The organism is Micromonospora sp. AKA38 (assembly GCF_027925725.1).
GTDB lineage: Bacteria > Actinomycetota > Actinomycetes > Mycobacteriales > Micromonosporaceae > Micromonospora.
In genome coordinates, this window is the sequence record NZ_BNEI01000002.1 from 889,738 (window position 1) to 915,588 (window position 25,851).

General features: G+C 73.7%; 25 protein-coding genes and 1 tRNA gene. 14 read left to right on the forward strand and 12 right to left on the reverse strand.

All coding sequences use genetic code 11. The annotated features are described in order from the left end of the window. Positions 1 to 99: 99 nt before the first annotated feature. From TPA0908_RS07575 to TPA0908_RS07590, 4 genes are all read left to right on the forward strand, one after another. Positions 100 to 1,554, forward strand: a complete 1,455-nt coding sequence (locus TPA0908_RS07575; RefSeq protein ID WP_281935936.1) for a glycoside hydrolase family 3 protein — start codon at positions 100 to 102, stop codon at positions 1,552 to 1,554. Positions 1,555 to 1,694: 140 nt separating this feature from the next. Continuing rightward, the gene (locus TPA0908_RS07580; RefSeq protein ID WP_281935938.1) at positions 1,695 to 2,180 is read left to right on the forward strand and encodes a hypothetical protein; all 486 of its coding nucleotides are present in this window, start codon (positions 1,695 to 1,697) and stop codon (positions 2,178 to 2,180) included. Further along, positions 2,177 to 2,635 carry a thiol-disulfide oxidoreductase DCC family protein gene (locus TPA0908_RS07585; protein ID WP_281935940.1) on the forward strand — a complete coding sequence of 153 codons (459 nt, stop codon included), beginning with the start codon at positions 2,177 to 2,179 and terminating at the stop codon, positions 2,633 to 2,635. Before TPA0908_RS07580 ends, TPA0908_RS07585 begins: the two co-directional genes overlap by 4 nt. Next, positions 2,598 to 3,305, forward strand: coding sequence for a TetR/AcrR family transcriptional regulator (locus TPA0908_RS07590; RefSeq protein ID WP_281935942.1), 708 nt, complete (start codon positions 2,598 to 2,600; stop codon positions 3,303 to 3,305). The genes TPA0908_RS07585 and TPA0908_RS07590 overlap by 38 nt, the downstream gene beginning before the upstream one ends. 166 nt (positions 3,306 to 3,471) lie before the next feature. Here TPA0908_RS07590 and TPA0908_RS07595 read toward each other — a convergent pair whose 3' ends face one another. Continuing rightward, on the reverse strand, positions 3,472 to 4,137 hold the full coding sequence (locus tag TPA0908_RS07595; protein WP_281935944.1) for a GNAT family N-acetyltransferase: 666 nt from the start codon (positions 4,135 to 4,137) through the stop codon (positions 3,472 to 3,474). A gap of 115 nt (positions 4,138 to 4,252) precedes the next feature. On the opposite strand from TPA0908_RS07595, the gene TPA0908_RS07600 reads away from it, so the two are divergent. The 6 genes from TPA0908_RS07600 to TPA0908_RS07625 all read left to right on the forward strand — a co-directional run bounded on the left by TPA0908_RS07600 (position 4,253) and on the right by TPA0908_RS07625 (position 7,598). Then, positions 4,253 to 4,948, forward strand: a complete 696-nt coding sequence (locus TPA0908_RS07600; RefSeq protein WP_281935945.1) for a response regulator transcription factor — start codon at positions 4,253 to 4,255, stop codon at positions 4,946 to 4,948. Continuing rightward, positions 4,941 to 5,963 (forward strand): sensor histidine kinase, encoded by a 1,023-nt coding sequence (locus TPA0908_RS07605; protein WP_281935946.1) that lies wholly within the window; start codon positions 4,941 to 4,943, stop codon positions 5,961 to 5,963. Before TPA0908_RS07600 ends, TPA0908_RS07605 begins: the two co-directional genes overlap by 8 nt. A gap of 82 nt (positions 5,964 to 6,045) precedes the next feature. Further along, positions 6,046 to 6,231 carry a DNA repair protein gene (locus tag TPA0908_RS07610; protein WP_281935947.1) on the forward strand — a complete coding sequence of 62 codons (186 nt, stop codon included), beginning with the start codon at positions 6,046 to 6,048 and terminating at the stop codon, positions 6,229 to 6,231. 63 nt (positions 6,232 to 6,294) lie between these two features. Beyond that, positions 6,295 to 6,552, forward strand: coding sequence for a type II toxin-antitoxin system VapB family antitoxin (locus tag TPA0908_RS07615; protein WP_281935948.1), 258 nt, complete (start codon positions 6,295 to 6,297; stop codon positions 6,550 to 6,552). Next, the gene (locus tag TPA0908_RS07620; protein WP_281935950.1) at positions 6,552 to 6,971 is read left to right on the forward strand and encodes a PIN domain nuclease; all 420 of its coding nucleotides are present in this window, start codon (positions 6,552 to 6,554) and stop codon (positions 6,969 to 6,971) included. The genes TPA0908_RS07615 and TPA0908_RS07620 overlap by 1 nt, the downstream gene beginning before the upstream one ends. Positions 6,972 to 7,079: 108 nt before the next feature. Then, a complete protein-coding gene (locus TPA0908_RS07625; protein WP_281935952.1) occupies positions 7,080 to 7,598 on the forward strand; it encodes a hypothetical protein in 519 nt (172 codons plus the stop codon). A gap of 47 nt (positions 7,599 to 7,645) precedes the next feature. Here the strand turns inward: TPA0908_RS07625 and TPA0908_RS07630 are convergent, their stop codons facing one another. The 4 genes from TPA0908_RS07630 to TPA0908_RS07645 all read right to left on the reverse strand — a co-directional run bounded on the left by TPA0908_RS07630 (position 7,646) and on the right by TPA0908_RS07645 (position 12,931). After that, positions 7,646 to 8,383, reverse strand: a complete 738-nt coding sequence (locus TPA0908_RS07630) for a Clp protease N-terminal domain-containing protein (RefSeq protein ID WP_281935954.1) — start codon at positions 8,381 to 8,383, stop codon at positions 7,646 to 7,648. A 31-nt stretch (positions 8,384 to 8,414) separates the two neighbouring features. After that, positions 8,415 to 8,999 carry a DUF4760 domain-containing protein gene (locus TPA0908_RS07635; RefSeq protein WP_281935956.1) on the reverse strand — a complete coding sequence of 195 codons (585 nt, stop codon included), beginning with the start codon at positions 8,997 to 8,999 and terminating at the stop codon, positions 8,415 to 8,417. 76 nt (positions 9,000 to 9,075) lie between these two features. Next, positions 9,076 to 11,481 (reverse strand): ricin-type beta-trefoil lectin domain protein, encoded by a 2,406-nt coding sequence (locus TPA0908_RS07640; RefSeq protein WP_374709179.1) that lies wholly within the window; start codon positions 11,479 to 11,481, stop codon positions 9,076 to 9,078. A gap of 88 nt (positions 11,482 to 11,569) precedes the next feature. After that, on the reverse strand, positions 11,570 to 12,931 hold the full coding sequence (locus tag TPA0908_RS07645) for a ricin-type beta-trefoil lectin domain protein (RefSeq protein ID WP_281935958.1): 1,362 nt from the start codon (positions 12,929 to 12,931) through the stop codon (positions 11,570 to 11,572). 422 nt (positions 12,932 to 13,353) lie between these two features. On the opposite strand from TPA0908_RS07645, the gene TPA0908_RS07650 reads away from it, so the two are divergent. Next, a complete protein-coding gene (locus tag TPA0908_RS07650; protein ID WP_281935959.1) occupies positions 13,354 to 15,531 on the forward strand; it encodes a HelD family protein in 2,178 nt (725 codons plus the stop codon). On the opposite strand, the gene TPA0908_RS07655 is transcribed toward TPA0908_RS07650, so the two are convergent. Then, entirely contained in the window at positions 15,503 to 15,910 is a 408-nt protein-coding gene (locus TPA0908_RS07655) for a hypothetical protein (protein ID WP_281935960.1), read from the reverse strand. The genes TPA0908_RS07650 and TPA0908_RS07655 overlap by 29 nt on opposite strands. Positions 15,911 to 15,924: 14 nt before the next feature. Next, a complete protein-coding gene (locus tag TPA0908_RS07660) occupies positions 15,925 to 16,827 on the reverse strand; it encodes a ParA family protein (RefSeq protein WP_281935961.1) in 903 nt (300 codons plus the stop codon). Between the two features lie 51 nt (positions 16,828 to 16,878). Here TPA0908_RS07660 and TPA0908_RS07665 point away from each other — a divergent pair, with 51 nt between their 5' ends. Beyond that, positions 16,879 to 18,555, forward strand: coding sequence for a Na+/H+ antiporter (locus TPA0908_RS07665; RefSeq protein WP_281935964.1), 1,677 nt, complete (start codon positions 16,879 to 16,881; stop codon positions 18,553 to 18,555). A 29-nt stretch (positions 18,556 to 18,584) separates the two neighbouring features. Here TPA0908_RS07665 and TPA0908_RS07670 read toward each other — a convergent pair whose 3' ends face one another. Continuing rightward, positions 18,585 to 19,304 carry a TetR/AcrR family transcriptional regulator gene (locus TPA0908_RS07670; protein WP_281935966.1) on the reverse strand — a complete coding sequence of 240 codons (720 nt, stop codon included), beginning with the start codon at positions 19,302 to 19,304 and terminating at the stop codon, positions 18,585 to 18,587. 30 nt (positions 19,305 to 19,334) lie between these two features. Between TPA0908_RS07670 and TPA0908_RS07675 the strand changes: the two genes are divergently transcribed. Beyond that, entirely contained in the window at positions 19,335 to 20,441 is a 1,107-nt protein-coding gene (locus TPA0908_RS07675; RefSeq protein ID WP_281935968.1) for an FAD-dependent oxidoreductase, read from the forward strand. Positions 20,442 to 20,502: 61 nt separating this feature from the next. Here TPA0908_RS07675 and TPA0908_RS07680 read toward each other — a convergent pair whose 3' ends face one another. Continuing rightward, on the reverse strand, positions 20,503 to 21,072 hold the full coding sequence (locus tag TPA0908_RS07680; RefSeq protein WP_281935970.1) for a TetR/AcrR family transcriptional regulator: 570 nt from the start codon (positions 21,070 to 21,072) through the stop codon (positions 20,503 to 20,505). Positions 21,073 to 21,129: 57 nt separating this feature from the next. Here TPA0908_RS07680 and TPA0908_RS07685 point away from each other — a divergent pair, with 57 nt between their 5' ends. Then, the gene (locus TPA0908_RS07685) at positions 21,130 to 21,870 is read left to right on the forward strand and encodes an SDR family oxidoreductase (RefSeq protein ID WP_281935972.1); all 741 of its coding nucleotides are present in this window, start codon (positions 21,130 to 21,132) and stop codon (positions 21,868 to 21,870) included. Positions 21,871 to 21,900: 30 nt separating this feature from the next. Here TPA0908_RS07685 and TPA0908_RS07690 read toward each other — a convergent pair whose 3' ends face one another. The 3 genes from TPA0908_RS07690 to TPA0908_RS07700 all read right to left on the reverse strand — a co-directional run bounded on the left by TPA0908_RS07690 (position 21,901) and on the right by TPA0908_RS07700 (position 25,773). Then, positions 21,901 to 22,398, reverse strand: coding sequence for a DinB family protein (locus tag TPA0908_RS07690; protein WP_281935974.1), 498 nt, complete (start codon positions 22,396 to 22,398; stop codon positions 21,901 to 21,903). A gap of 157 nt (positions 22,399 to 22,555) precedes the next feature. Further along, positions 22,556 to 22,631 (reverse strand) — tRNA-Lys (locus TPA0908_RS07695). A 61-nt stretch (positions 22,632 to 22,692) separates the two neighbouring features. Further along, positions 22,693 to 25,773: a VWD domain-containing protein gene (locus TPA0908_RS07700; protein WP_281935976.1), complete on the reverse strand. Its 3,081-nt coding sequence runs from the start codon at positions 25,771 to 25,773 to the stop codon at positions 22,693 to 22,695. Between the last annotated feature and the right edge of the window lie 78 nt (positions 25,774 to 25,851).

A 25,851-nucleotide genomic window follows, 5' to 3' on the forward strand; every position in this document is an offset into this window, starting at 1 on the left:
GTTGCTAACCATAAAACGCCTGCCGAAGGGTGCCCGTTAGCGTATCGGCCACCCTGTCCGACGGAGGTCGGACGACCCGGCAGGGAAAGGGGAACGACAGTGGGGCTGGATCCAGGACTCCGTCGGCTCGCGCTGGGCACGTTGCTGGCCGCGTACCCGGGCCCGGTGCCGCCGGACTGGGCGGTCGACCTGCTCGCCGACGGGCTCGCCGGGCACACCCTGTTCGGCACGAACGTGCACGACCCGGCCCAGGTGGCGGCGTCCACGGCGGCGCTGCGCGCCGGCCGCCCGGACGTGATCGTCGCGATCGACGAGGAGGGCGGCGACGTCACCCGACTGGCCCACGCCACCGGCAGCCCGTACCCGGGCAACGCCGCGCTCGGCGCGGTCGACGACCCGGACCTCACCCGGGCGGTGTACGCGGCGATCGGCGCGGAGCTGGCCGCGCTCGGCCTCACGCTCGACCTGGCGCCCACGGTCGACGTGAACACCGCCGACGAGAACCCGGTGATCGGCACCCGCTCGTTCGGCGCGGACCCGAAGCGGGTGGCGGTGCACTCGGCCGCCGCGGTCGCCGGCCTCCAGTCGGTCGGCGTGGCCGCCTGCGCCAAGCACTTCCCCGGGCACGGCGCGACGGTCGCCGACTCCCACCACGAGCTGCCCACTGTCGACGTGCCGCCGGCCGTGCTGCGGGAGCGGGACCTGCCGCCGTTCGCCGCGGTGGTCGACGCCGGCGTCCGCGCGGTGATGACCGCGCACATCCGGGTGCCGGCGCTGACCGGCGACGGCCCGGCCACGTTCAGCCGGGCGGTCCTGCACGACCTGCTGCGCGGCGAGTACGGCTTCACCGGCACGGTGATCACCGACGCGCTGGAGATGAAGGGCGCGGCGCTGGCCGCCGGCGGGGTGGGTCCGGCCGCGGTACGCGCGCTGGCCGCCGGCGCCGACCTGCTCTGCATCGGCGCCCAGGTCGACGCCGCCCTGGTCGAACACGTCGCGGCCGAGATCGTCGCCGCGCTCGGGGACGGCCGGCTGGACCGCGCCCGGGTGGAGGAGGCCGCCGGCCGGACCGCCGCGCTCGCCGGCTGGGCCGGGCCGGCCGACGTCCCGACCCCGCCCGCCGACGGCCTCGGCTACGCCGCCGCGCTGCGGGCGGTGCACGTCGAGGGCGACCTGCCCGGTCCGGGCGCCCCGCTGGTGGTGCAGGTGCACGCCGCCGCCACGATCGCCGAGGGGCGGGTGCCGTGGGGGCTGGGTCCGCACCTGGCCGCCGGAGTCGAGCAGGTCCGCGCGGTGGCCGGCGAGACCGACCCGGGCGAGCTGGGCCGGCTCGCCGGCGAGCGGCCGGTGGTGCTGGTCGGGCGGCACCTGCACCGGCTGCCCGGGGCGCGGGAGCTGGTCGAGGCGCTGGCCGCCACGCATCCGGTGACCGTGGTGGAGATGGGCTGGCCGGCGGCCTGGCGGCCGGCCGGGTCGCGCGCGTTCGTCGCCACCTACGGCGCGAGCCACGCCAACGGCCGGGCCGCCGCCCGGGTGCTCGGCCTGACCGGCTGATCCGTCCGTGCCCGCCGGCCCGCCGTCCACCCGACGGCGGGCCGGCGCGCGTTCGGGCCACACCAACTTGAACACGTTCAAGAAACGTCGTACGCTCGCCGACGACGACAATTTGAACGCGTTCAAGAGAGGCGACGGGGATGGACGTGAAGGTCTGGATGTACCTGGCGTACCTCGCGGTCAGCATCGGGCTGACCGTCTGGGTGGCGCGGACGCTCTCCCGCAACGGGCTGGTGTTCCTGCGGGACGTGTTCCCCGACGACCGGTTGGCCGAGGCGGTCAACAGCCTGCTGGTCGTCGGCTTCTACCTGCTCAACCTCGGCTACGTCACGGTGGCCATGAAGGAGTCCGACCCGATCGGCGACGCCAGCCAGGCGCTGGAGCAGCTCTCGCTGAAGGTGGGGCTGGTGCTCCTGGTCCTGGGTGCGCTGCACTTCTTCAACGTGTTCGCGCTCGGCCGCTACCGCCGCGGCCGGATGCGCCACCAGGCGACCCACCCGCCGATCCCGCCGGCCGGCATGCTCCCGCCGCCCGGCGTGGCACTCCCGCCGCAGGGCGCCGCGCTCCCGCCGCGGGGCGGCCCGCGACCGGTCCAGTCCGCCGGCCCGAACCCGCCGGCACGGTGACGTCCGCCCCCGGCGGGCACCCGCCGGATCCCACCGGGCACGGGGCCGGTGGGATCCGTGGGTTCACCGTCCTCTTCGACGCCGGCTGCCCGCTGTGCCGCTCCGCCCGGCGGTGGCTCGCCTCGCGGGACCACCTCGTACCGCTGGAGTTCGTGGCGGCCGGGTCGGCGCAGGCCCGGCGACGCTTCCCCGGGCTCGACCACGACGCCACGCTGCGGGACCTGACCGTGGTCGCCGACACCGGCGCGGTCTACACCGGCGACGGCGCCTGGTTCGCCTGTCTCTGGGCGCTCGCCGGGCACCGCGCCACCGCCGAACGGCTGGCCCGCCCGCACCTGCTGCCACTGGCCCGGCGGGTGGTGGCGGTCGCCGCCGCGGTCCGCGAACGCGTCCGGGAACCGGGATACGGTGACCACGATGACCGAGCACAGTGCGCCGACGACCGGTGCGGGTGACCCGAGCGGTGGGGCGACCGCCCGGGGTGAGCAGACCCGCCAGCTGATCCTGGACACCGCGATGCGCCTGTTCCGCGAGCGGGGGTACGCGCGCACCACCATGCGTGCCGTCGCCCAGGAGGCCGGCGTGGCGGTGGGCAACGCCTACTACTACTTCGGCTCGAAGGAACACCTGATCCAGGAGTTCTACGCGGACACCCAGCGCGAGCACCGGACCGCCTCCGCGCCGGTGCTCGCCCGGGAGCGGGACTTCGCGCCGCGGCTGGCCGGCGTGCTGCACGCCGGCGTCGACGTGCTCAGCCCGTACCACTCGTTCGCCGGCACCTTCTTCAAGACGGCGGCGGAGCCGACCTCGCCGCTCAGCCCGTTCTCCGCCGAGTCGTCGGCGCCTCGCGAGGCGTCGGTGGCGCTCTTCCGCGAGGTGCTCTCGGGCTCCACCGCGAAACTGGACGAGGAGCTGCGGGCGGCCCTGCCGGAGCTGCTCTGGCTCGGCTACCTGGGCGTGGTGCTCTACTGGGTGCACGACCGCTCGCCCGGCCAGGCCAAGACCCGGCAGCTCATCGACGGCGTGGTCCCGCTGGTCGACCGGCTCGTGGGGTTGTCACGGCTGCGGGTGCTCCGCCCGGTCACCCGCCAGGCAGTCACCCTGATCCACACGCTGCGTCACTGACCCACCGTTTGACTGCGACGGCGATTCCACAGGTCAAGTCCGCAACCGGACAAGGTCAGCGTCTTGCTCGGCCGCATAGGTTCACCTAGCGTTACCGACATCGGGGCCTGGGGGGAGAGGCAGCGGACCGTGGATCCGGCCCGGGATCCACGGTCCGCGCCGCCGCTCAGTGCGGGAAGACGCCGAACGAGGTGAAGCCCCGGTCCGGGAACCCGGCCGCCTCGGCCACCCGGGCGGACGCCAGGTTGCCCGGATCGTGGACGTAGGTGGGGATCGCCCCCTCGGCCAGCACCCGCCGGGCCGCCTGCGCGACCAGCCGCCGGGCCAGTCCGCGCCCCCGGGCCGCCGGCACCGTGCCCAGCGCCAGCTCGTGCCCGAACGCGTCGTGCCGCTTGATCCCCACGCCGGCCAGGTACGCGCCGTCGGCGTCCCGGACCACCAGCACGTCGGTGTCGAACAGACCCAGCCACGGTGGGGCGCCGGGCATCTCCGGCGGCAGCCACTCCCCCACGTCGGGCAGCGGCGCCGGGTCGGTGCACCAACGGAACACGCCCCGGTTCGTGGTGAGTTCCGGGGTGCCGACCGCCGCCGGCAGCGCGGGCAGCCACTCCTCGATCGACCGCCCCGCGACCAGCGCGCGCACCGCCTCGACCCGGGCCGGCGGCACCGAGAGGACGGTGCTGTCGCCGACCGTGACGCCGATCGCCGGGCGCGGTCGCCCGTCCCACGCCGGGCGGGCGCGGCGCCAGGACCGGACCACGTGCAACCCGGGCCCCGCCGGCCACTGCCCCAACCAGGTCGCCAGGTGCAGGAAGAGCCGTCGGTCGAGCACATGATCACGGTACGCCCACCGGGCCCGCCCGGTCGCCGCCGGCCGTAAGAACCTGGCAATGGATCACGTGCCCGCCCGTGGCTACGCTGGCCTCCCGGTCGGCAGGAGGTGCACCGTGGGGCAGCGGGTGCTGGTGGTCGACGACGACCGGACGGTCGCCGACGTGGTCTGCCGCTACCTGGAGCACGCCGGCTACGAGGTCGAGCACGCCGGGGACGGGGCGGCGGCCCTGGACGCCGTGTCCCGCCGCCCGCCGCACCTGGTGGTGCTGGACCTGATGCTCCCCGTGCTGGACGGGTTGGAGGTGTGCCGGCGGCTGCGGGAGCGGCCGGACGGCGTACCCATCGTCATGCTGACCGCGCGCGGCGACGAGGCGGACCGCATCCTCGGCCTGCAACTGGGCGCGGACGACTACCTGGGCAAGCCGTTCTCCCCGCGCGAGCTGGTGCTGCGGGTGCGCTCGGTGCTGCGCCGGGCCGGCGGCGAGCCGGCCGGCGTGCTGCCGGAGCTGCTCACCGACGGCGGCCTGGAGGTGGAGACCGGGCCCCGGGTGGCCCGCCTGCACGGCCGGGAACTGGCCCTCACGCTGCGCGAGTTCGACCTGCTGGCGCACCTGATGCGGCATCCGGCGCGGGCGTTCCGCCGGGCCGAGCTGCTGGAGCGGGTCTGGGGCTGGAGCTTCGGTGACCAGTCGACGGTGACCGTGCACGTGCGGCGGCTGCGGGAGAAGATCGAAACCGACCCGGCCAGTCCCCGGCGCATCGTCACCGTCTGGGGTGTCGGCTACCGGTACGAGCCGGCCGATGGGTGACCTCGCGCTGATCTTCGGTGCGTCGCTGGCCGCGGCGCTCGCGGTCGGGCTGGCCGGCGCGGTGGCGCTGCGGGTGCTGCGCGGCCGGTCGATCACCGTGCACATCTCGGTGCTGCTGGCCACGACCGTCGGCGCGGTGGCCGCCGGGGTGGCGGTGGTCGCCCAGGCCATGTTCCTCTCCCCGCACGACCTCCAGGTGGTGCTGACCACGCTCGCCGCCGCCGCGGTGGTGAGCCTGGCGGTGGGCTGGCTGTTCGGCCGCCGGCTGGCCGCCGCCGCGGTCTGGGCGGACCAGGCCCGGGCCCGGGAACGCCTCATCGAGAAGGGACGCCGCGATCTGGTCGCCTGGGTCTCGCACGATCTGCGGACCCCGCTGGCCGGGTTGCGGGCGATGGCCGAGGCGCTGGAGGACGGGGTGGTCGACGAGCCGGTGACGGTGGCCGAGTACCACCGCCGGATCCGGGTCGAGACCGACCGGATGACCCGGCTGGTGGACGACCTGTTCGAGCTGTCCCGGATCAACGCCGGCGCGCTCCGGTTGTCGCTGTCCACGGTGGCGCTCGGCGACGTGGTCTCCGACGCGTTGGCCGGCGCGGCGCCGCTGGCCGCCGCCCGCCGGATCCGGCTGGTCGCCCCCGAGTCGGGCTGGCCGGCGGTGACGGCCAGCGAGCGGGAGCTGGCGCGGGTGGTGGGCAACCTGCTGCTGAACGCGATCCGCTACACGCCGGCCGACGGCACGGTGACGGTGGACGCGGGGCGGGACGTCGACACCGCCTGGCTGGCGGTCGCGGACACCTGTGGCGGCATTCCGGCGGACGATCTGCCCCGGGTCTTCGACGTGGCGTTCCGGGGCGAGCCGGCCCGTACGCCGGCGGCGGTGGAGCCGAGCGGGTCCGGCGGCCTCGGGCTGGCGATCGTGCGCGGGTTGGTTGAGGCGCACGGCGGGCGGGTAGAGGTCCAGAACGTCAGCGACGGATGCCGATTCGTGGTCCGCCTGCCGGCCGCCGGAATCTGACGCTTCGGCGGAACCGAACGCCTCGACCCCGCGTCATATTCACTTTCATACATGGACAAGTTTCTCTGGGACGGTAGTGGTCATGCCTCAGAAGCCGAATGACCGATTCCAGCAGGACCCGGCGCGGAGCTGGCGGGCCGCCGACGCGGCCAACCGCTTCCCGGCGCAGCCGGCCTACCGCGAGGCCCGGCACCGGGGGCCCTGCTGGGCCGAGCTGAACGCGCAGCCGGCCGGCACCCCCGCCTGGCGCGGCCTCACGACGACGTGACGCACCACGACACCTGATTCCTTGGTGCGTCCCGTGCGACTCTTCCGGTGTATGGTCGGCGACATGACGCGCATCACCGTGGACGTGAACGACGAGTGGCTCGAGGCGGCCCGGGAGGCTCTGGGCACGGACACCAAGGTCGCCACCATCAACGCCGCGCTCCACGCGTTCGCGGTCCGGCGACAGGCCAAGGAGATCGTCGCGGCCTTCGACCAGGTCGAGATGGACTTCACCAGGTCGGAGCAGGCGTGGCGGCACGGCGGAGGGCGCGATCTGAGCCGGCTGGCCGAGCACGCGCGAGAGGGCGAGGCCGCGGCCTGATGGCCGGCCGGATCTATCTGGCCGACACCTCGGTGTACGTGCTCCAGGGCCGCCACCCCTCGGTTCGGAAGCGCTTCGAGACGCTGCTGGCGGAAGGACGGCTGGCGGCGTGCCAGATGACCTCCCTGGAATACCTGAACAACGCGCCCAGCCCCAAGGGCTACGAGATCCTCTGGCAGGCACTGCGCGGGCACCGCTGGCTGGACGTCACCACGGAGGCGATGGACCGCGCCCTGTCGGTCCATCGCCTCCTGGCGGCCGACAGCCAGCACCGCCACTTCCGCCTGCCCGACCTCGTCATCGCGGCCACCGCCGAACTCCACGGCGCGGTGGTGCTGCACTACGACGCCGACTACGACCGGATCGCCGCGCTGACCGGCCAACCGACTGAGTGGGTGGCGCCGCGGGGCAGTCTCTGAGCGACGCGGGCGGCGACACACCGGGCGGCGGTCGTACCGGCCTTCGTACGCCTGTGCGGTAGCGTCTTGTGGTCCGATTTCCGGCCTACGACAGGAGAAGCTCCGCGCATGGGCAAGAAGACGATCCACGTCTCCGACTTCACCGGCCAGGTGCTGTCCCCCGACGACGAGGTGGTCCGGGTCGTCGTGCTGGAGCACCCGGACCTGGTCGCCGGGCCCGTGCAACTGGACGCCACCCCGGTCGACGTGGAGAGCATCGACGACGCGGCGCTGGACGTGGCCGTGGTGGAGATCCACGACCGGCACGGCGGCGGTGAGCCGCGCCGGGTGGTGCTGACCGCCAGCGAGTTCGACGCGATGGCGACCGACGTGCCGATGGCGCAGTTGCTGCGGACCGCCGAGCGGGTCAGGCCGCCGAAGACGCGGCGTACCGCCGAGAAGATCGACTACGGCACCATCGAGCACGCCGGCCGGCCGCACCGCGGCCGGGTCACCGAGGAGGAGGCCCGGCTGGTCCGGGACCGGCTCGACGAGGTGAACAAGCTTCTCGCCGACGCCGGCATCCGCCAGGTCGACCCGGCCGATCCGGAGCACGCCGCCCGCTACGGATTCCCCGCCGTCGACTGACAACCGTACGTCGGGCACGCGCCCCCGTGGCCCGTGCCCGACGCGGTTCAGGCGCGCTTACGGGTCAGCTCCGCCAGCGCGCCCTCCACCGCGGACTCCATCGCCTCCTTCGTCAGGCCGAGGCCACCGAGCACGCCGTCGGCCCCCTCCTCCTCCAGCAGGGCGAGCAGGATGTGCTCGGTCCCGACGTAGTTGTGCCCCATCCGCAGCGCCTCCCGGAACGTCAGCTCCAGGACCTTCTTGGCGCGTGCGTCGTAGGGGATCAGGTCCGGAACCTGGTCGGCCTTCGCCGGCAGGGTCGCGGCCACGGCCTCCCGGAACATCTCCAGGGGTACGCCTTTCGCCTTGATCAACGCAGCGGCCAGCCCGTCCGGCTCGGCGAGCAGTCCCAGCGCCACGTGCTCCGGGGTGATCTCGGCGTGGCCGGCGGCCCGTGCCTCCTCCTGCGAGGCCAGCACCACGTTGCGGGCGCGCGGCGTGAACCGGCCGAACCCGGCGTTCGGGTCGAGCGCGGCGGCGGTCTCGGCCTTGGCGGCGGAGCGCTTCTGGGCGGCCTGCTTGCTCACCCCCATGCTGCGGCCGATCTCCGTCCACGAGGCGCCCGAGCGGCGCGCCTGGTCGACGAAGTGCCCGATCAGGTGGTCGGCGACGTCGCCGAGGTGGTCGGCGAGCAGGACCGCGTCGGCCAGTTGGTCGAGTGCGTCCGGGCGGGCTTTCTTGATGCCCTCGATCAGGTCGTCGAGGCGCACCGGGTGGCTCGTCTTGAGCGGTTCGGTCTCGTCCATGCGTCAACCATAGGTTGACGAACACCCCCCGTCAACCCCCGGTTGACGCTGCCCCATCCGGTCCGTCGGCCGGTCGGGGCGCCCGACCCACGTCTGCCGGGTAGTGGTCGAACCGACGCAGGCCCAGCTTGCGCACCGCGACCGGCCACGGCGTCTCGGTCGCCAGCACCGCGAGATGCTCGAAGTTGGACAGGTACGACTCACCGCGCACCGCCCGCTCGGCGAGGATGTACGGCTCCAGCACGGCCCACGCCTCCCGGGCGCGGTAGCCACCGGTGCCGAGCAGCAGCGCCGGCTCGACCACCTTGAAGGCCAGCATCTGGCCCAGCCCGTTGTAGTAGAGCGCGATCCGGTTCACGTGCTTGCGGGCGTCGGCGGGCAGTTCGCTGACCGGCACGCCGCGCGGGCAGGCGGTCCGCAGCTCGGTGAGCACGAACTGCTGGCTGTCCAGGAACGTGTCGCTCATCCGGTCGCGGGTGAGCAGTTCGATCGCGACCAGGGTGTGGTTCGCGCCCTGCGCCAGCCGGAGCTGCCGGAGCGCGAAGAACGCCGAGACGACGACGGTGAGCACCGAGATCGCGGCCACGACCACGTTCGTCACCGCGGCGACATCCATGACCGTCATCGTAGGAGGGACGCGCCAACCCGGCCGCCCCGTGACGGGACGGCCGGGTCGGCGACGGGTGGCGGGGTCAGCCGCGTACCCACTGCTGGTTGCTGCCGCCGTTGCAGGTCCAGATCTGGACCGCGGTGCCGTTGGCGGTGCCCGCGCCGTTGACGTCCAGGCAGAGCCCCGAGCCGACGCCGACGATGGTGCCGTCGGCGTTGAGCCGCCACTGCTGGTTGCTGCCGCCGGTGCAGGTCATGATCCGCGCCCGGCTGCCGGAGGCGGTGCCCGCCACGTCGAGGCACTTGTTGCCGTACACGGTGAGCTGGTTGTTCGTGCCGACCGTCCACTGCTGGTTGGCGCCGCCGTTGCAGTCCCAGATCTGCACCACCGCGCCGTCGGCCTGGCTGGCGCCGTTGACGTCCAGGCAGCGGTTGGCGTTGGCGCTGCGGATCTCTCCGGTCGGGCTGCTGGAACCGTCGCCCGGCGTGATGGTGAGGTTGTCGAACTGGGCGGTGACACCCTGGCCGGTGCCGTACCCGATCTGGCCGGCGACCCAGGCGGAGTCCGACACGGTGCCGACCGTGGAGCCGTCGATCGCCGCGGTGAGCGTGCTGCCGTTGAGCTTCAACGACAGGTTGTGCCAGCGTCCGGTGCCCAGCGCCGAGGTGTTGCCGCTGGCCAGGGTGCGCCAGTTGCCGCTGGTGTTGTTGCTCCGGATGGACCAGGCGCCGCCGTCGGTGACCCGGAAGTAGTAGCCGTTCATGTTCTGCGGGCCCTGGTGGTTGTAGGTGTTGCCGCGCCCGATGAGCTGGACGTAACCGGGCTTCTCCAGCAGCACGTCCGAGGAGACCGTGTAGTTGCGCCAGGTCAGGTCGCCCAGCAGGGCGTACGGTTCGGCCTGGCCGGTCGTCCAGTAGATCGGCGCCTGCTCGGACATCTGGCGGACGCACTGGCCGGTCCGCCCGGCGGCGCACCCGGCGATCTCGAACGAGCCCTGCTGGTCCATCAGGTACTTGGCCTCGCGGCCGGTGGCGTAGCTGTCGAAGTTGTCGCTGTACGGCAGCTTCAGGTTGCCCTGCGCCGGGCTGACCGCGGTGCCCTTGCCCTGCCCGGAGGTGGTGGTGATGCTGTAGACGTAGCCGGGCTGGACGGTGAGCGAGAAGCGCCCGCCGTTCGGGGTGATGTCGCTGCCCCGGACGAAGTGGTCGGCGCTGTTGTTGGACCTGACGTTCGTCGCCCAGACGCGCACGGTGCCGGTGGAGAGCCCGCCGGTGACGGTGAAGTCGAGCTGCTGGGCCGCGCCGGCGTCCTGCGTCTCGATGATGGTGCTGTAGTCGCTGTTGTTGGTGGACTTCAGCGAGACGTAGCTGCCGTTGTTGCGGTTGCCGCCGAGATAGCCGCTCGACGCGTCGAGGTAGCGCCAACCCGGGGCGGCGAACTGCGTGGTGTGTGCCATCACCCAGGTGCTCTTGCCGATGGAGTACGCCCCGGACCAGGGCTGCTGGGCCACCGCGACGCCGGTGGTCGCCCAGGGGATGTTCGGGGTGATGGCGGCGATCACCGGCCAGTTGATGTAGCCGGTCATCTTGCCGTCGATGTAGCCCCGGTTGATGCCCCGGGCGAGCGCCGGCGCGCCGGCGTTGTAGTCGTCGGAGCCGTTCTCGCTGGCCCACAGCGGCTTGCCGGTCGAGATGGCGTTGGCGGAGCTGGGGCAACTGCTCTGGGCGCCGCGGTAGCCGCAGACGTAGTGGCTGCCGAAGACCTGCACCGCGGCGGCGAACGCCGGGTCACGCAGCGAGTCGTCGGCGGCCCCCCACCCCCAGTCGTCCGAGGCGACGATCTTCACGCTGCCGTAGCCGCGGGCGTTGAGCGTGGACCGCAGGTTCTTGTACCAGGTGGTGTTCCAGCCCTTCTCGTTCCATCCGCCCAGGTAGTTGATGGTCAGCCCGTGCGTCGCCGCGCAGTCCAGCCAACCCACCAGGTAGTTGATCGAGTCGGTGGACCAGAAGTTGCCGTTGCCGATCCAGCCCGGCGCCCCCCAGGCCAGGCCGGCCAGCGCGATGTTGGGATTGCGTTGCCTGGCCTGCTCCATCAGCCACCACTCGTAGCCCCGGTTGCAGTTCACGCTGCCCCGGGTGTGCTCGTGGCTGGGCTCGGCGCCGGAGGTGGAGTTGGTGTCGCCGCCGATCTCCGCCTTGAGCAGTTGCATCGCGGCGCCGTAGCCCGGCTTGAACAGGTAGTCGAGGATGTCGCTGCGCTGCGGTTCGGGATAGTCGATCAGCAGTCTGCTGTTTCCGCCGCCGCCGCTGACCGCGCCGACGCCGTCGAGCGTCCGCCCGCCGGACGACCCGTTGATGGTGATGGCGGTGGCCGCCTGGGCCGGAGAGGCGGACGCGGTCAGAACGGCCGCCGCCGCGAGGACCGATGCCGCCGCAGCCGACATCACCGACCGCCACGATCTCCGTGGACGACTCACTGTGCTGAACATCCGATCCGCCTCCCGGTCCCGATTAATCGATCAATGTCAATCTATAAGACGTCATATGTTAGCGTTCACACAAGGAGCGGTCAACGGCTCAGACGCGGCTCCACCGCTGGCTGGCCGCGCCGGTGCAGTCCCGGATCTCGGTCCGCGTGCCGTTGGTCGTGCCGGCGCCCACCAGGTCCAGGCACCGACCCGATCCGACCCCGGTGACGGTGCCGTCCGCGTTGAGCCGCCACTTCTGGTTGGACTGGCCGTTGCAGTCCCAGATGATCACGGAGCTGCCGTTGGCCGTACCGGCGCCGTTGACGTCCAGACACTTGCCGCCGAAGACCCGCAGTTCCTGGGCCGCCGTCGAGGTCCAGGACTGGTTGCTCTGGCCGTGGCAGTCCCAGATGATCGCCGCCGCGCCGTTGGCCTGCGAGCCGCCGTTGACGTCCAGGCACCGACCGGAGGCGGCGTTGCGGACGATCGACGTGCCGCCCGGCGGCGGAGTGGTCGGGCTGACCGTCGGGGTCGGGGTCGGGGTCGGATCGGTGCCGCCGAACTGGGTGAAGAATCGCCACACCTCGGTCTTCGTCCAGGTCCGGGCGCCGCTGTCCCCGCCGCCGTCCACCGGGCCGGGGGTGTGGCCACCGTCGAACGCGGCCCACACCACCGGATAGCCGGACCGGCAGCCGGCGTAGGTGGTGGTGGTGTGCGTCAGGCTGCCCGCCCTCGGCTCCGGCGGGTTCTGCGGGGTGCAGCCGTTGTTGCGCACGAACGTGTCCCGCAGCGAGCGTCCGGCGGAGATGTTGAGCACCGGGTCACCGATGCCGTGGATCCCCAGGTACGCGATCGGCTGCGTGCCGCCGGCGCACCCGCTGAGTTGGCCACCGGAGTAGACCGCGACGGCACGGAACACGCCCGCCCGGGAACAGGCCAGCGAATAGCTCATGCCGCCGCCGTAACTGAAGCCGAGCGCGAAGAGTTGCGTCGTATCGACGCACAGGTCCCCCTCGATCAGCCTGATCATGTCGTCGACGAAGGTGACGTCCTGACCGCCGGGGTTGGCCCAGCCGTTGCCGTTGCCCTGGGGCGCGACGAAGATGGTGCTGTTGTTCGCCTGCTGTCGCAGACCGTAGTAGGACCAGGCCTCCCGGTCCGCCCCACCGGAGTCGACGTCGTTCGCGGTGCCGCCGTTCCAGTGGAATCCGAAGATCAGCCGGTAGGCGTGGTTCCGGTCGTAGTTGTCGGGGATCCGCAGGATGAAGCTCCGGTTCTGGCCACTGCTCTGGATGGTCCGGGGACCACTCGTCAGCGTGGGCGCCCGGCCACAGCCGGCGGTCCCGGCGAGCGTGCCGAACTCCGCGGCCGAGGCGGACCCGCCCGGGCCGCCCGCCACTGTCGTCGCGGCCACCACGACCAGGACCGCCATGGCCGCGAGGGGTCCGAGGACGGTGCTGCGAAATCTCATGACGCGGCTCCTTCGCCACTTGGTGGGAACCTGTCCGGTACGGGGATCGACGACGACCCCCGTACCGCCACTCCGCCGGCCGGCACGGGGAGAACGCGCACGACGTGGTCCGCCGTGCGCGGCGTAGCTGTCCCGGACTTCGCCCCTGGTCCGCATGCCCGGTGCGCGACCAGCCGGCCGTCGCGTCGGCGGCGGCACCCGCACCGCACGTGCCCGATCGCGACCCGAACCGCCCGCCGTCGCCGCTGGAACGCCACAGCACGACTCGAATCGATTCGACCAGACCCTAGGCCGAGCAGTGAAGTATGTCAATGCTGTTGCCGGCGGGTGAGGTGCCTGTGACGTCGGACCGAGCCGGTACGGTGAGCCCCGACCGAGTCCCGTCGGCCGGACCGGTCCACACCGGCGTGAGGGAGGGCTGCGTGGCGTCCAGGGAAGCCGACATCGCCGCCGAGCAGAAATACTTCGACACCGCGGCCGAGCGCCGCGACCAGCGCCGCGACCACCTCGCCCGGCTGCCGTCCGCCGCCGCCCACGCCACCGCCGCGGCCCACCTGCGCCGCTACGCCGACGCCGCGGGGCGGGCGCTCGGCGCGGCCGACGAGGCGGTGGCGTTCGGCCGGATCGACGACGAGGCCGGCGGGACCCGGTACGTCGGACGACACCTGATCCGGGACGCCGACGGCGAGGTGCTGGTGGTCAACTGGCAGGCCCCGGCCGCCACCGGCTGGTTCGAGGCCACCCCGGAGAACCCCGCCGGGATCCGCCGCAAGCGCGCCTTCACCTGCACCGGCAACACCATCGACGACCTGACCGACACCATCCTCGCCGAGATCGCCGAGGCGGTGGACGCGCACCTGCTGGCCGAGCTGAGCCGGGGCCGCACCGGCACCATGCGGGACATCGTGGCCACCATCCAGGCCGCCCAGTTCGCGCTGATCCGCGCCCCGCGTGACCAGGTGCTGGTGATCGAGGGGGGTCCCGGCACCGGCAAGAGCGCCGTGGCGCTGCACCGGGTGTCCTGGCTGCTGTTCCAGCACCGCACCGAGTTCTCCGCCGCGGACGTGCTGGTGGTCGGGCCGCACCCGACCTTCGTGCGCTACATCGGCCAGCTTCTGCCCGCCCTCGGCGACGACGGGGTGGAGCTGCGCGACGTCGGCCGGCTCGCCCCGGACGTGCCACGCGGTCGGACCGAGTCCGACGCGGTCGCCCGGATCAAGGGCGAGGCCCGGATGGCCGAGCTGCTGGCCCGCGCGCTGGACGCCCGGGTCGGCGTCCCCGACCCGGCCGAGCGGCTGCTGGTCGGCGGTCGGTTCGTCACGCTGCCCGGCACCGAGGTGGCCGAGGCGCTCGCCGTGGCCCGGGCCGCCGCCCTGCCGTACGCCGGCCGGCGCCGGCTGCTCGGTGACCGGCTCGCCGCCCTGGTGGCGGCCCGCACCGGCGTCGACCCGGCCCGGTCCGAGGCGGTCGGCAACCTCGTCGAGCGGCTCTGGCCACAGCAGACGCCGACCGGGCTGCTGCGCGACCTGCTCGGCTCCACCGCCCGGCTGCGGGCCGCCGCCGGGGACGCGTTCGCCCCGGCCGAGGTGGCGGCGCTGCACCGGCGCGGCGCGGACCGGCTGTCCCGGGAGACCTGGTCGGCGGCCGACCTGCCGCTGCTGGACGAGCTGGCGTTCCTCATCGACGGGCCGGGCCGACGGTACGCGCACGTGGTGGTCGACGAGGCGCAGGACCTGTCCCCGATGCAGTTGCGCGCGGTGGCCCGGCGCAGCGCCACCGGGTCACTGACGGTGGTCGGCGACCTCGCCCAGTCCACCGGCAGGTGGGCGCGCGACTCGTGGGACGAGGTGCTCGCGCACCTACCGACCGTGCATCCGGCCCGGGTCGCCCCACTGCGGTACGGCTACCGGGTACCCCGGCAGGCGTACGCGACGGCGGCGGCGCTGCTGCCGGTGGCCGCGCCGGGCGTGCCGCCGGTGGAGGTGGTCCGGGACGGCCCGGCCGACACCGGCGTGCACCGGGTCGGCCTGGCCGAGCTGGCCGCCCGGGCGGTCGCGGTGGCGCGGGAGCACGCCGAGGCCGGCCGGTTCGTCGGCATCGTCTGCCCGCCGCGGCAGCGACGCCCGGTCGAGGCGGCGCTGGCGGCGAACGACATGGCCTGGAGCAGCGCCGACCGCGGCGAGCTGGGCGGCGCGGTCAACCTGGTCAGTCCCCAGGAGGCCAAGGGCCTGGAGTTCGACGCGGTGGTGGTGGTCGAGCCGGAGGAGATCGTGGCCGGCGACGAACGCGGTCACCGGCTGCTCTACGTGGCGCTGACGCGCACCACCGGGCACCTCGACATCGTCTGCACCGGCGACCCGGTGCCGCTGGACGCGCCGGCCCGGCCCCGGCAGCGGGTGGGCGGCCCGACGGACGCGCCGTTCAGCAGGCGGGAGGCGCGGCGGCTCGCCGAACACCTGGCCGGGCAGGTGCGCAGCGCCGCCCCGGCCGCGTTCTGGGCCGAGGTGCTCGCCGAGGTGCGGACGCTGCTGCCGGAGACCGCAGGCAACCCCGAACGGCCGGAGGCCGCGGTCAGCCCCGGGCGGCCGGCGGACGGCTGACCGCGGCCGAGTCCAGCCGTCGCCCCACCGTCCACTGCACGATGTCGCGCTCGATGTCGGCCTTCCGTGCCTTGCCCGGCACCGCGATGCCCAGCTCGCCGGCGAGCGCCCGCAGCTTCGCCACGGTGAGCTTCAGGTCGGCGAGGTAGCGGACGCCGGCCGCGCGGTCCCCGATCGCGGCGAGGTCGGCCCGGACCCGGTCGGCGTCCACGCCGGCCGACGCGGTGGTGGCCGGCCGGGCGGCGGCCCGCGTCCGGTCGACCACGGCCAGCTTCGCGGTGCCGTCGGCCAGCGCGCTGAGCTGGTCGGCGGGGAGCGCGCGGACGAACTCCGCCACCCGCAGCAGGACGGCGTGGGCGAGGTCGGCGGGGTTGGACACCGGGAGTCTCCTTCTCACAGGCGGGTGCGGGCCAGGAACTCGCTGGCCAGCTGCCGCAGCTCGTGCTGCACCGTCTCGTTGGCGTTCGGCACCAGCACGGCGGGCAGCCGCCGTTCACCGGCGGTGCCGAACAGGGTCTTGTTCTCCCGGACGGTCTGCCGGAACACCGGGACCTCCAGGCTGTCGGTGTGCCGCATGTAGTTGCGGGACGCGTTGATCGGCCCGCCCGCGGCGTACTGGATCATAGTGAACACCACGCCCAGGTACTGCGGGTCGATTGTCGGTCCGGGCGCGGCGACCCGGTTGAAGTCCCGGACCAGCTCGGAGACCTTGCTGCGCAGGTAGTCGATACCGAGCGTGGACAGGTAGTCGGGCCGGGCCGGGGTGAGGATGTGCTCGCTGGCCACGATGCCGGTCCGGGTGACCATGGTGAAGTTCGGCGCGCAGTCGATGAGGATGTCGTCGTACCCGGCGAACTCCTCGGCGGCGAGCGCGTCGGCCAGCGCCCGGTGCAGCGGCAGGAAGTGCGGGCTGCCGTGCTGGAAGCGCGACCCGCCGAGCGCCGCGGCGAGGTCCAGGTCGACGTCGACCAGACCCAGGTGGGAGGCGACGAGGTCGAGGCGGCCCTCGTCGGGCAGCAGCGCGTTGGCCGGTTTCGGCGTGATCACGTACGGGTGCAGCGGGTCGGTGGGCTCCTCGGCCAGCACCGAGCCGAACCACTGGAGGATCGTCTTCTCGTACGCGAGGTCCTTCTCCCACTCGTCCGCCGGATAGAACGAGAAGGTGAGGCTGGCCTGCGGGTCGAGGTCGATCAGCAGGACCCGGCGGCCACGGGCGGCCAGCTCGGCGCCGAGGTTCGCGGTGATGGTGGTCTTGCCGACCCCGCCCTTGTAGTTGATCACCGACGTGATGCTCATACCGCTCCCCGCATCGCATGATGATCGCAGGCGTGGGTAGGGTCGGTCGAGGTGAGCATCCACTCGACGTTGTTGTTCGTGCTCGCCGCCGTCGCGGTCATCATCGCCGTACGGTGGGTGGCGGCCCGCACCGGCCTGCCGGCGGCGGCGCTCCTGCCGCTCATCGGCATCGCGTACGCGCTGCTCCCCGGCCCCAACGTCGGCCTCGATCCCGACCTCGTCCTGATGGTCGTGCTGCCGCCGTTGCTCTACAGCGCGGCGCTGGACTCCTCCCTGCTCGACCTGCGCCGCAACCTGCGCATCGTGGTCAGCCTCTCGGTGGTGCTGGTGCTCCTCACCGGGCTGCTCGTCGGCATCGGGTTCCACTTGTTCGTCGCCGGCGCGACGCTGGCCGCCGGGATCGCGGTCGGCGCCGCCGTCGCGCCGCCGGACCCGGTGGCGGCGCTGGCGGTCGGCCGCCGGGTCAACCTGCCGCCCAAGATGGTCACGATCATTCAGGGTGAGGGGCTGCTGAACGACGCCACCGCGCTGACCATGCTCAGCGTCGCGGTGGCCGCCGCCGTCGGCGGGACGTTCTCGTTCCCCGGCGCCGTCGCCCAGTTCGTCGTCGCGGCGGTCGGCGGCGTCGCCGTGGGCGCCGCCGTCGCCTGGGCGAAGCGGCTGGCCCGACCGCTCACCGCGGATCCGTTGCTGTCCAACGCGATCTCGCTCGCGACCCCGTTCGTCGCCTACCTGATCGGCGAGGAGCTGCACGTCTCCGGCGTGCTCGCGGTGGTGGTCGCCGGGCTGATCGTCGGCCACCAGACGCCCCAGTTCGGGTCCGGCGCGGCCCGGCTCCAGACCAACGCGGTGTGGCGGCTGGTCGACTTCCTTTTGGAGGGGTTCGTCTTCCTGCTGATCGGCCAGCAGCTCCCCGAGGTCGTCAAGAACCTGCGCCAGTACGACACCTCGACAATCGTCACCGCCGTCGCGGTGTCCGTCGGCGTGGTGTTGCTGCTGCGTCCCGCCTGGCTGGTCCTGACCCAGTCGCTCCCCCGGTCGCTGCACACCCGGCTCGGTGGCATCGCCGAGCCGGACGACGCCGACGAGCCGGCGAGCGCCCGGCAGGTCGCCCGCGCCGACCGCAACGCCGACCGGCTGACCGCACGGGAGGTGGCGGCGCTGAGCTGGTCCGGCACGCGCGGCGTGATCAGCCTGGCCGCGATCTTCACGCTGCCGCTCACCACCGACGGCGGCGCTCCTTTCCCGGACCGTGACCTGCTGCTGTTCTGCACGTTCGTGGTCGTCCTGGTGACGCTCGTCGGGCAGGGCCTGACGTTCGCGCCGCTGGTGCGCCGGCTCGGCCTGCGCGCCAACGAGGCCGACCAGGCCCGGGTACGCAACGAGGCCCGCTCCGCCGCGGTGGAGGCCGCCCTGGCCCGCCTCGACGCCGTCGCCGCCGAGGATCCGGAGAGCGGCGTCGCCGTCAACACCATCCGTGCCCAGCTACTGACCCGCCTGGCCCGCTACCGGGGCCGGCTCGACCTGATCGAGCAGAGCGGCTCGTCCGAGATGCCCACCTCACCGGCGTACGAGACGGCGCTGCGGGTCCGCCGGGCGACCATCGACGCCCAGCGCGAGGAGCTGGTCCGCTGGCGGGACTCCGGCCGGCTGCCCGACGAGGAACTCCGCGTGCTGGAGCGCGAACTCGACCACGAGGAGCTGCTGCTCCCGAAGCGGTCCACCTGACCGGTCGCCGCGGACCCGACCCGGGGCGGTCACGGACGGCCGGTGATGCCGTCCAGCACGGTGACCAGGTTGTGGTGGAACGTTTCCGCGGCGTCGAGGTGGGCGCCGTCGACGACGAGCCGGGCGACTGTCGGATAACGACCGGTGTCGAGCATGCGGGTCAGGTAGGGCCCGAGGGCGGTCTGCCAGGCGGCCACGTCGGTGCCGGTCGACCGGGCGGTGCGCCGCTCGGTGATCTCCCGGCGGAGCGCCCCGACGACGAACGCGTTGAGCGCGCCCAGGCCCCGTTGCAGATCGTCGATCCCGCGTACGGCGGGGGCCCGGCCGAGCGCCGCCGCGGTCGCCTCGGCCACGGCGAGCGCGTGCGGGCCCAGGTGGGGACGCGCGCCGAGCAGGTCGACGAACCACTCGTGCGCGAGCGCGGCCTCCCGGGTCCGGTGCATGACGGCCAGCACCGTGTCGCGCCACCCGTCGTGCCGGTCGGCCCCGGCGATGTCGGCGTACACCGCGTCGACCATCAGGTCGAGCAGCTCGGACCGGTTGAGCACATAGTCGTAGAGCCGCATCGGGCCGACGTCGAGTGCCTTGGCGAGCTTGCGGATCGACACCCCGTCGAGGCCGTCCGCGTCGGCGAGCCGGATCGCGACGGCGGCGATCTTCGCCCGGCTCAACGGCACCGGCGCCGCCCGCGGCTGAGGTTCGGGGCGTTCCCAGACCGGCAACGGTACGCTACCGTACGGTGTATCCATGAAATACAGCGTACGTTAAAGGAGGCGGCGATGCGAATCGCGATCGCCGGTGGCGGCCTGGGCGGCCTGACCCTGGCCCGGATCCTGCACCGGCACGGCATCGACGCGGTGGTCCACGAGCGCGAGGCCGACCGCACGACGCGTTCCCCGGGCGGGATGCTGGACCTGCACCCCGAGTCCGGCCAGCGGGCGCTGGACGAGGCGGGCCTCACCGGCCGGTTCCGGTCCGAGGCGCGGCCGGAGGGCGAGGAACACCGCATCCTCGACCCGGCCGGTCGCACCCTCGTGCACCACGAGCCGCAGCCCGGCTCGTTCGACGGCCGCCCCGAGATCGACCGCGGCGTACTGCGCGACCTGCTGCTCGACTCGCTGCCCGCCGGCACGGTCAGGTGGCGGCACCGACTCGTCGCGGCAGCGCCACGCCCCGGCGGCGGCTTCCGGCTGACGTTCGACGGCGGCCACCACGACGACTGCGACGTCCTCATCGGCGCGGACGGCGCCCGCTCGGTCGTCCGGCCGCTGCTCACCGACGCTCCCCTCGCCGCCGTGTCCACCATGGTGGAGCTCCGCATCGGCGACGCGGACCGGCGCCACCCGGAGGTCGCCGAGCTGGTCGGCCCCGGCAACCTCTGGGGCGTCGGGGTACGCCAGATCCTGTCCGCGCAACGCCTCGGCGACGGCAGCATCCGGGTCGGGATCTCCCTGCCCCCGGACGACCGGCACCCGGACACCTGCCGCACCAAGCGCGACCTGCTGGCCCTCTTCGACGACTGGAGCCCCCGCCTGACCGCACTCATCGAAGCCGGCGACGGGCCGCCGATCCTCCGCCGGATCCAGGCCATGCCCACCGGCACCCGCTGGACGCACCGCCCCGGCGTCACCCTCATCGGCGACGCCGCTCACCTCATGCCGCCGGTCGGCGAGGGCGCCAACCAGGCCATGCTCGACGCGGCGGAACTCGCCGCCCAGCTCGTCCACACCCCCGCCGACCCGGACGCGGCGATCCGGGCCTACGAGGAGGCGATGTTCCGCCGGATCCAGCCGATCGCCGAGATGTCCGCACGGGTCCAGGCGATGATGCTGTCGCCCACCGCAGCCGACGAGATCGTCCGCTTCTTCACGCCGGCGCCGGGCTGACGCGTCGGCGCGTGCGGCCCCCGGCCGGCTGCACCGTGCGGTGGCCGGACGGCCACCCGGCTCAGGCCGGGCCCGCCCGGAGCCCGTCGACCAGGATGGCGAGCAGCCGGGACCCGCGGGCGTCGAGTTCGGCGTCGTCCAGGCGCGACAGCCAGCTGATGAGCACGATGACGTCGCGGGCGTCCGCGTCGGGACGGATGGTGCCCGCCGCGCGGCCGGCGGCGAGCAGCAGCTCGACCGACTCGCCGATCGGGCCCAGGCTGTGCGCGGCCAGGCCGCGCCAGGTGGCCGCCTCCACGGCGGCGAACACCTCGCGCTTGACCCGGGCGTACGCGGCCACCCGGTCGAACCAGGCCGCGAGCGCGTCCACCGGCTGGTGTCGGGCCAACAGTCGCGGGGCGGCGGCGACCAGCTCGTCGACCTCCTGGCGGTAGACCTCGGCCAACAGGTCCTCCCGGGTCGGGAAGTGCCGGTACAACGTCCCCTGCCCGATGCCGCACGCCTTGGCGACCGCGTTGAGCTTCAGCTCGCCCGGTTGGCGCACCAGCTCGCGGGCCGCCGCGAGGATCCGTTCGCGGTTGAGCTGCGCGTCGGCCCGCCGCGACGGGTGGCCGGTGGCGGAAGCGGACACGTGTCCGCTAGGCTGGTCGGGGTAACCGGACATGTGTCCAGTCTAGGGGGAGGCATCATGGCCATCCAGGGCAAGGTCGTCGCCGTCACCGGCGCCAGCAGCGGTATCGGGGCGGCGACGGCTCGCCACCTCGCGTCACTCGGCGCGACCGTCGTGCTGGGCGCCCGCCGTACCGACCGGCTGGACCAGCTCGTCGACGAGATCACCACCGCCGGTGGCGCCGCGACCGCCGTACGCGTCGACGTCACCGACGCGGACGACCTCACGTCGCTCGTCGACACCGCCGTGCAGCGGTACGGGCGGCTGGACGTCCTGGTCGGCAACGCCGGGATGACCAGGATCGGCCCACTGGCCGACCTCGACGTGGCCGGCTGGTCGGCCATGATCGAGGTGAACGTCAAGGGCATCCTGCACGGGATCGCCGCCGCGCTGCCGACGTTCCGCCGCCAGGGCAGCGGACACCTGGTCACCGTCGTGTCGACCTCGGGGCTCAAGATCGTCCCTACCCAGGCGGTCTACGCCGGCACGAAGAACGCGGTCCGCACGCTCCTGGAAGCGCTGCGCCAGGAGAGCACCGACGGCTCGCTGCGCACCACGTCGATCTCCCCCGGTTACGTGCGTACCGAGCTGATCGACAACGCGCTGGACGACCCGGCCGCGCGCGAGCAGGCCCGGCAGCACATGGCCGGCCTCGGTATCGACCCGGCGGCGGTGGCCCGGGCGATCGCCTTCGCCATCGACCAGCCCGACGACGTCGAGATCGGCGACCTGACCATCCGGCCCACCCGTCAGGGCTGAGCCGCGGCGCGACCGGGCCCGCGCGGGAGGTCAGCCGTCGAGGAGCTGCTCACGGAGAATGTCCGCGTGCCCGCAGTGCTGGGCCAGCTCACGCAGCACGTGCAGGTACACCCACCGCAGCGGCAGCGGGCCCCGGCGGTGTCCACGCAGGACGTCGTCCAGGCCGAGGGACGACGTGGCACGTCGGGACGCCGCACAGGCGTCGCGGTGCGCCTGCCGCACCGTGGCGATCGTGTCGCCGTCGTCGAGGACGAACGACTCCTCCGACCGCTCCGGGATGCCGATCTCGGCGCGCGACCGGCCGGTGACGGCCTCGTCGAACCAGACCTTCTCCACGAAGGTCGCGTGCTTCACCAGACCCAGCAGCGTGGTCCGGGAAGCGACGAGCGACCGGCGTGCCTGCTCCTCGGTCAGCCCGTCCAGGCAGCCGGCGAGCGCGTCGCGGTGCTCGTCGAGGAACGCCTCGAACTGGGCGCCGGGCGGCAACGCGACGACCCGGTCGGCGAAGGTGGGTGGAAAGGAAGGCATGGCCGAAGCATTCCAGGCCGTCACCCGAGCAGGTGGTGTCGACGGGCGTAGGCCGGGAAATCCGCGCCCGAGCAGGGCAGCCCGACCACCCACCATCGACACCCACGAAAAAGGCCCCGACCCGGTGTGAACACCACCAGGTCAGGGCCTTGATCGTTGGTGCGCCGCCAGGGACTCGAACCCCGAACCCGCGGATTAAGAGTCCGCTGCTCTGCCAGTTGAGCTAGCGGCGCTCACCGACAACGGGACGGAACGTTAGCAGCCTCCGCGCCGGCCCTTGACGGCAGGGCCACCTCATCGCACCGCCAGCGTGACCTCCCCGGTCGCGGCCCCCGACGGATCCACCGACAGCGTGTACTCCCCGGCCGCCGGCAGCGTGGTCGAGTCGATCCCGCCGGCCCCGTTGATCACGCACCCGGTGGCGAGCGTGCTGCCGTCCGGGGCGTTCAGCACCAGCGTGCCGCACTGGTCGGGCAGCGTCGCGGCGGTCGCGGTGACCGTCACCGACGTGCCGGCGGCGGCGGTGAACCGGTAGCCGGTGACCGCCCCGGGCCGGTCGATCCCGGCGACGACCGGCGGCCCGCCGACCGTGATCGTCGCGTCCCGGTCCCGGCCGGTGACCAGGCGCAGCGTGGCCGTGCCGGTGCCGCGCTCGACCGGGTCGACAAGCACCGTGTACGTCCCGTCGGCGGGCAGGAGCGTGCCGTCGACCTCGCCGACGCCGTTGATCACACAGCCGCTGCGCAACAACTGCCCCTCGGCGTTCCGCAACTCCAGCGGGGAGCACTGGTCGGGCAGCGTGCTCTCGGGCACCTCGACGAAGACCCGCTCCCCCTTGCGGCCGGTGAACCGGTACTGCGACCGGGCGCCCGGCTGCTCGACGGTCGCGGTCACGGCCGGGCCGTTCGGTTGAAGCGTGCCGCCGCTGTCCCGGGCCAGGTAGACCCGGACGGCGGCACGGCCGGCGTCGCCGGGGACGGCGGCGACCCGGATCGCGTACGTGCCGGTGGTGGGGAGGTCGACGCGGTCGACGTAACCGGCGCCGTTGATGTTGCAGCCGCTCGCGATCTCCCGCCCACCGGGGTCGACGAGCAGGTACGGCGAGCAGCGGTCGTCGATGCCGGGGGCGGTGGCGTCGACGAAGACGGCGTCCCCGGCGCGGCCGGCGAACGTCAGCGGCTCACCGCCCGGCGTCAGGCTGGCGGTGGCCACCGGCACGGCGGTGATCGGCGCGGCGGCCGGCGGGGCGACGCGTTCGGTGGTGGCGACGGCGACGGCGAACTCGGGGCGCCCGCTGACCGCGACGTCGAAGACGCACTCGGCGAGCGGGCCGGGGGCGGTGACGCCGGCCCACCGGCAGACCTGTTCGGCGGCGGCGCGGCGGGCCGGGTCGAGGTCAGCGGCGGTCACCTGCCGCTCGGGGAAGCTCCGGTCGGTGAACGTGCCGGTGTCCTCCCCGGCGTCGTAGGGGAACAGCGAACGGTCCGCGGTGATCCGCCAACTGTCCGCGTACGCCGGGTAGAGCTTCGCGAACGGCGCCGGCTGGGTGAGGGCGGGGCCGGAGGCGGGCGCGATGTCGTCGGCGGGGTCGCCGTCGAAGTCGCCGAGCAGTCCACGCACCTTCCCGGCCCGACCGTCGGCGAGCCGGACCAGCACGCGGTAGCCGTACCGGCCGATCTGGTCGACCGCGGCGGCGGAGCCGTCCGGCCACGTGACGTCGTACCCGTCGGTCGGTCCGGTGTCGGAGGGACGGCGGGTGAGGCTGCCGCCGCCGGCCAGGTCGGTCCGCTCCGGCGGCGCGGCGAGCGGCGTGCCGTCGACGTGGACCCGGGTGGCGCCGTCGGTGAGGGTGAGCGCCAGCCGGTGGGCGCCGACCCGGAACGCGACCGCGGAGTTGACCGAGGCGGTGCGGGTGCCGGCCATCGGCACCTGCCGGACCTGCACCTCCAGCGGGTCACCGCCGACGGCGGCGACCAGCGTGAACTCGCCGACGGCCTGGAAGTCGTAGTAGACCCGGTCGAAGGTGACCAGATGGGGGTCGCCGTTGCTGCCGCCGCAGTCGGCCCCGTCCTCGCAGAGCTTCACCGGGCCCTTCGGCGGGGGCGTCTTCTTCGCCGGCTTCTTGCACTCGTCGAGGCTCTTCGGCAGCGGGTTTCCCTTGTACTGGGTGCGCGGCGGCAGGCCCTTCGCCGCCCGGTAGCGGTTCTCCGCGAGCGTCGCCTTCACCTCCGCGGTGGGGATCCCGGTGCTCCCGCACTGGCCCGCCGGGACCGCGTCGCGGGAGATGTCGTCGGCGTGGTTCAGCTCGTGGTAGAGCGCGGCGCAGGGGTTCCGGGCCACCCCGTCCTCGTACGGGTCGGTGGACGCCGGGTTCCAGGTGACCGTGGACGAGCCCTTGCCGTCGGCGCTCTCCGGCGTCTCGAACGCGCCCGAGCCGCCCGGGGTGGGGATGATCCGCACCTTGGGGCTCTTCTTGTCCTTCAACCGGGGCAGCAGGCCGGCCGGGTCGCCGCCGGGCAGCGCGAACCCGGCCAGGCAGCCGTCGACCGCGGCCTGGAAGTCGACGCCGCTGACCGGCACGCCGGCGGTCGGGTCGACCGAGTAGTCGGCCCGGGCGGGCCGCGACCCGCCGCCGACCAGCGCGCCGACCGCGACGAGCAGCAGTGCCACGCCGGCGGCAGCCGGCCGACGGTGGCGGCGTACCCACAGCAGGACCACCAGCGCGCCGACGAGGAGCACCAGCAGCAGTGCCCCGGCGGCCGGCCAGAGCCAGCGGCGGACGGGCGCGCCGCCGTCGCCGATCGTGAACGTGGTGGTCCGCAGTTCCGTCGCGCCCGGGCAGGGGTTCGCCGCGCCGGTGACCGGCAGCGTCACGTAGCCGGCCGTGATCTCGTACCGGCCGGCGGCGCCGACCGGCCAGAGCGAGTCCAGGCCGCCGCCGTCCGCAGTGGCGGCCACCGACCGGAGCACCACGTCGCCGGGCGCGTCGCCGTCGTGCACCCGGAGGCCGGTAAGCGCCACGGTCGCGGTCGCGCCCGGCTCGACCGTGGTCAGGCCGGCGGTGGCGGCGGCGGCGATCCCGTCGTCGTGGAAGCTGCGGGCGAGCACCGGCGTGAGGTCGCGCCCGTCCCGGCGTACCCGGGTCACCTGGACGGTGCCGGCGGCCTGGGTAGGCAGCGCGCACGCCGCCGCGGTGGTGTTCGTGACGGTGAGATCCAGGCGGACCTGGTCGCCGGCGCGGTAGTCCGCCGTCGGTGGGCGCAGGGCCAGGCCGAGGCCACCGTCGGCGGGCGCCGCGGCGGCGCTCACCGCCCCGGCCACCAGGGCCGTCGCCAGTACGGCGAGCCCGGTCGTGAATCGCACCGTCCACTTCATGGAGGGGACTGTAGGGGCGCGACACCACGATTCCCTGGCTCTGTCGGGGACCGGTCGCTCAGCGGCGGACGAGCGCCC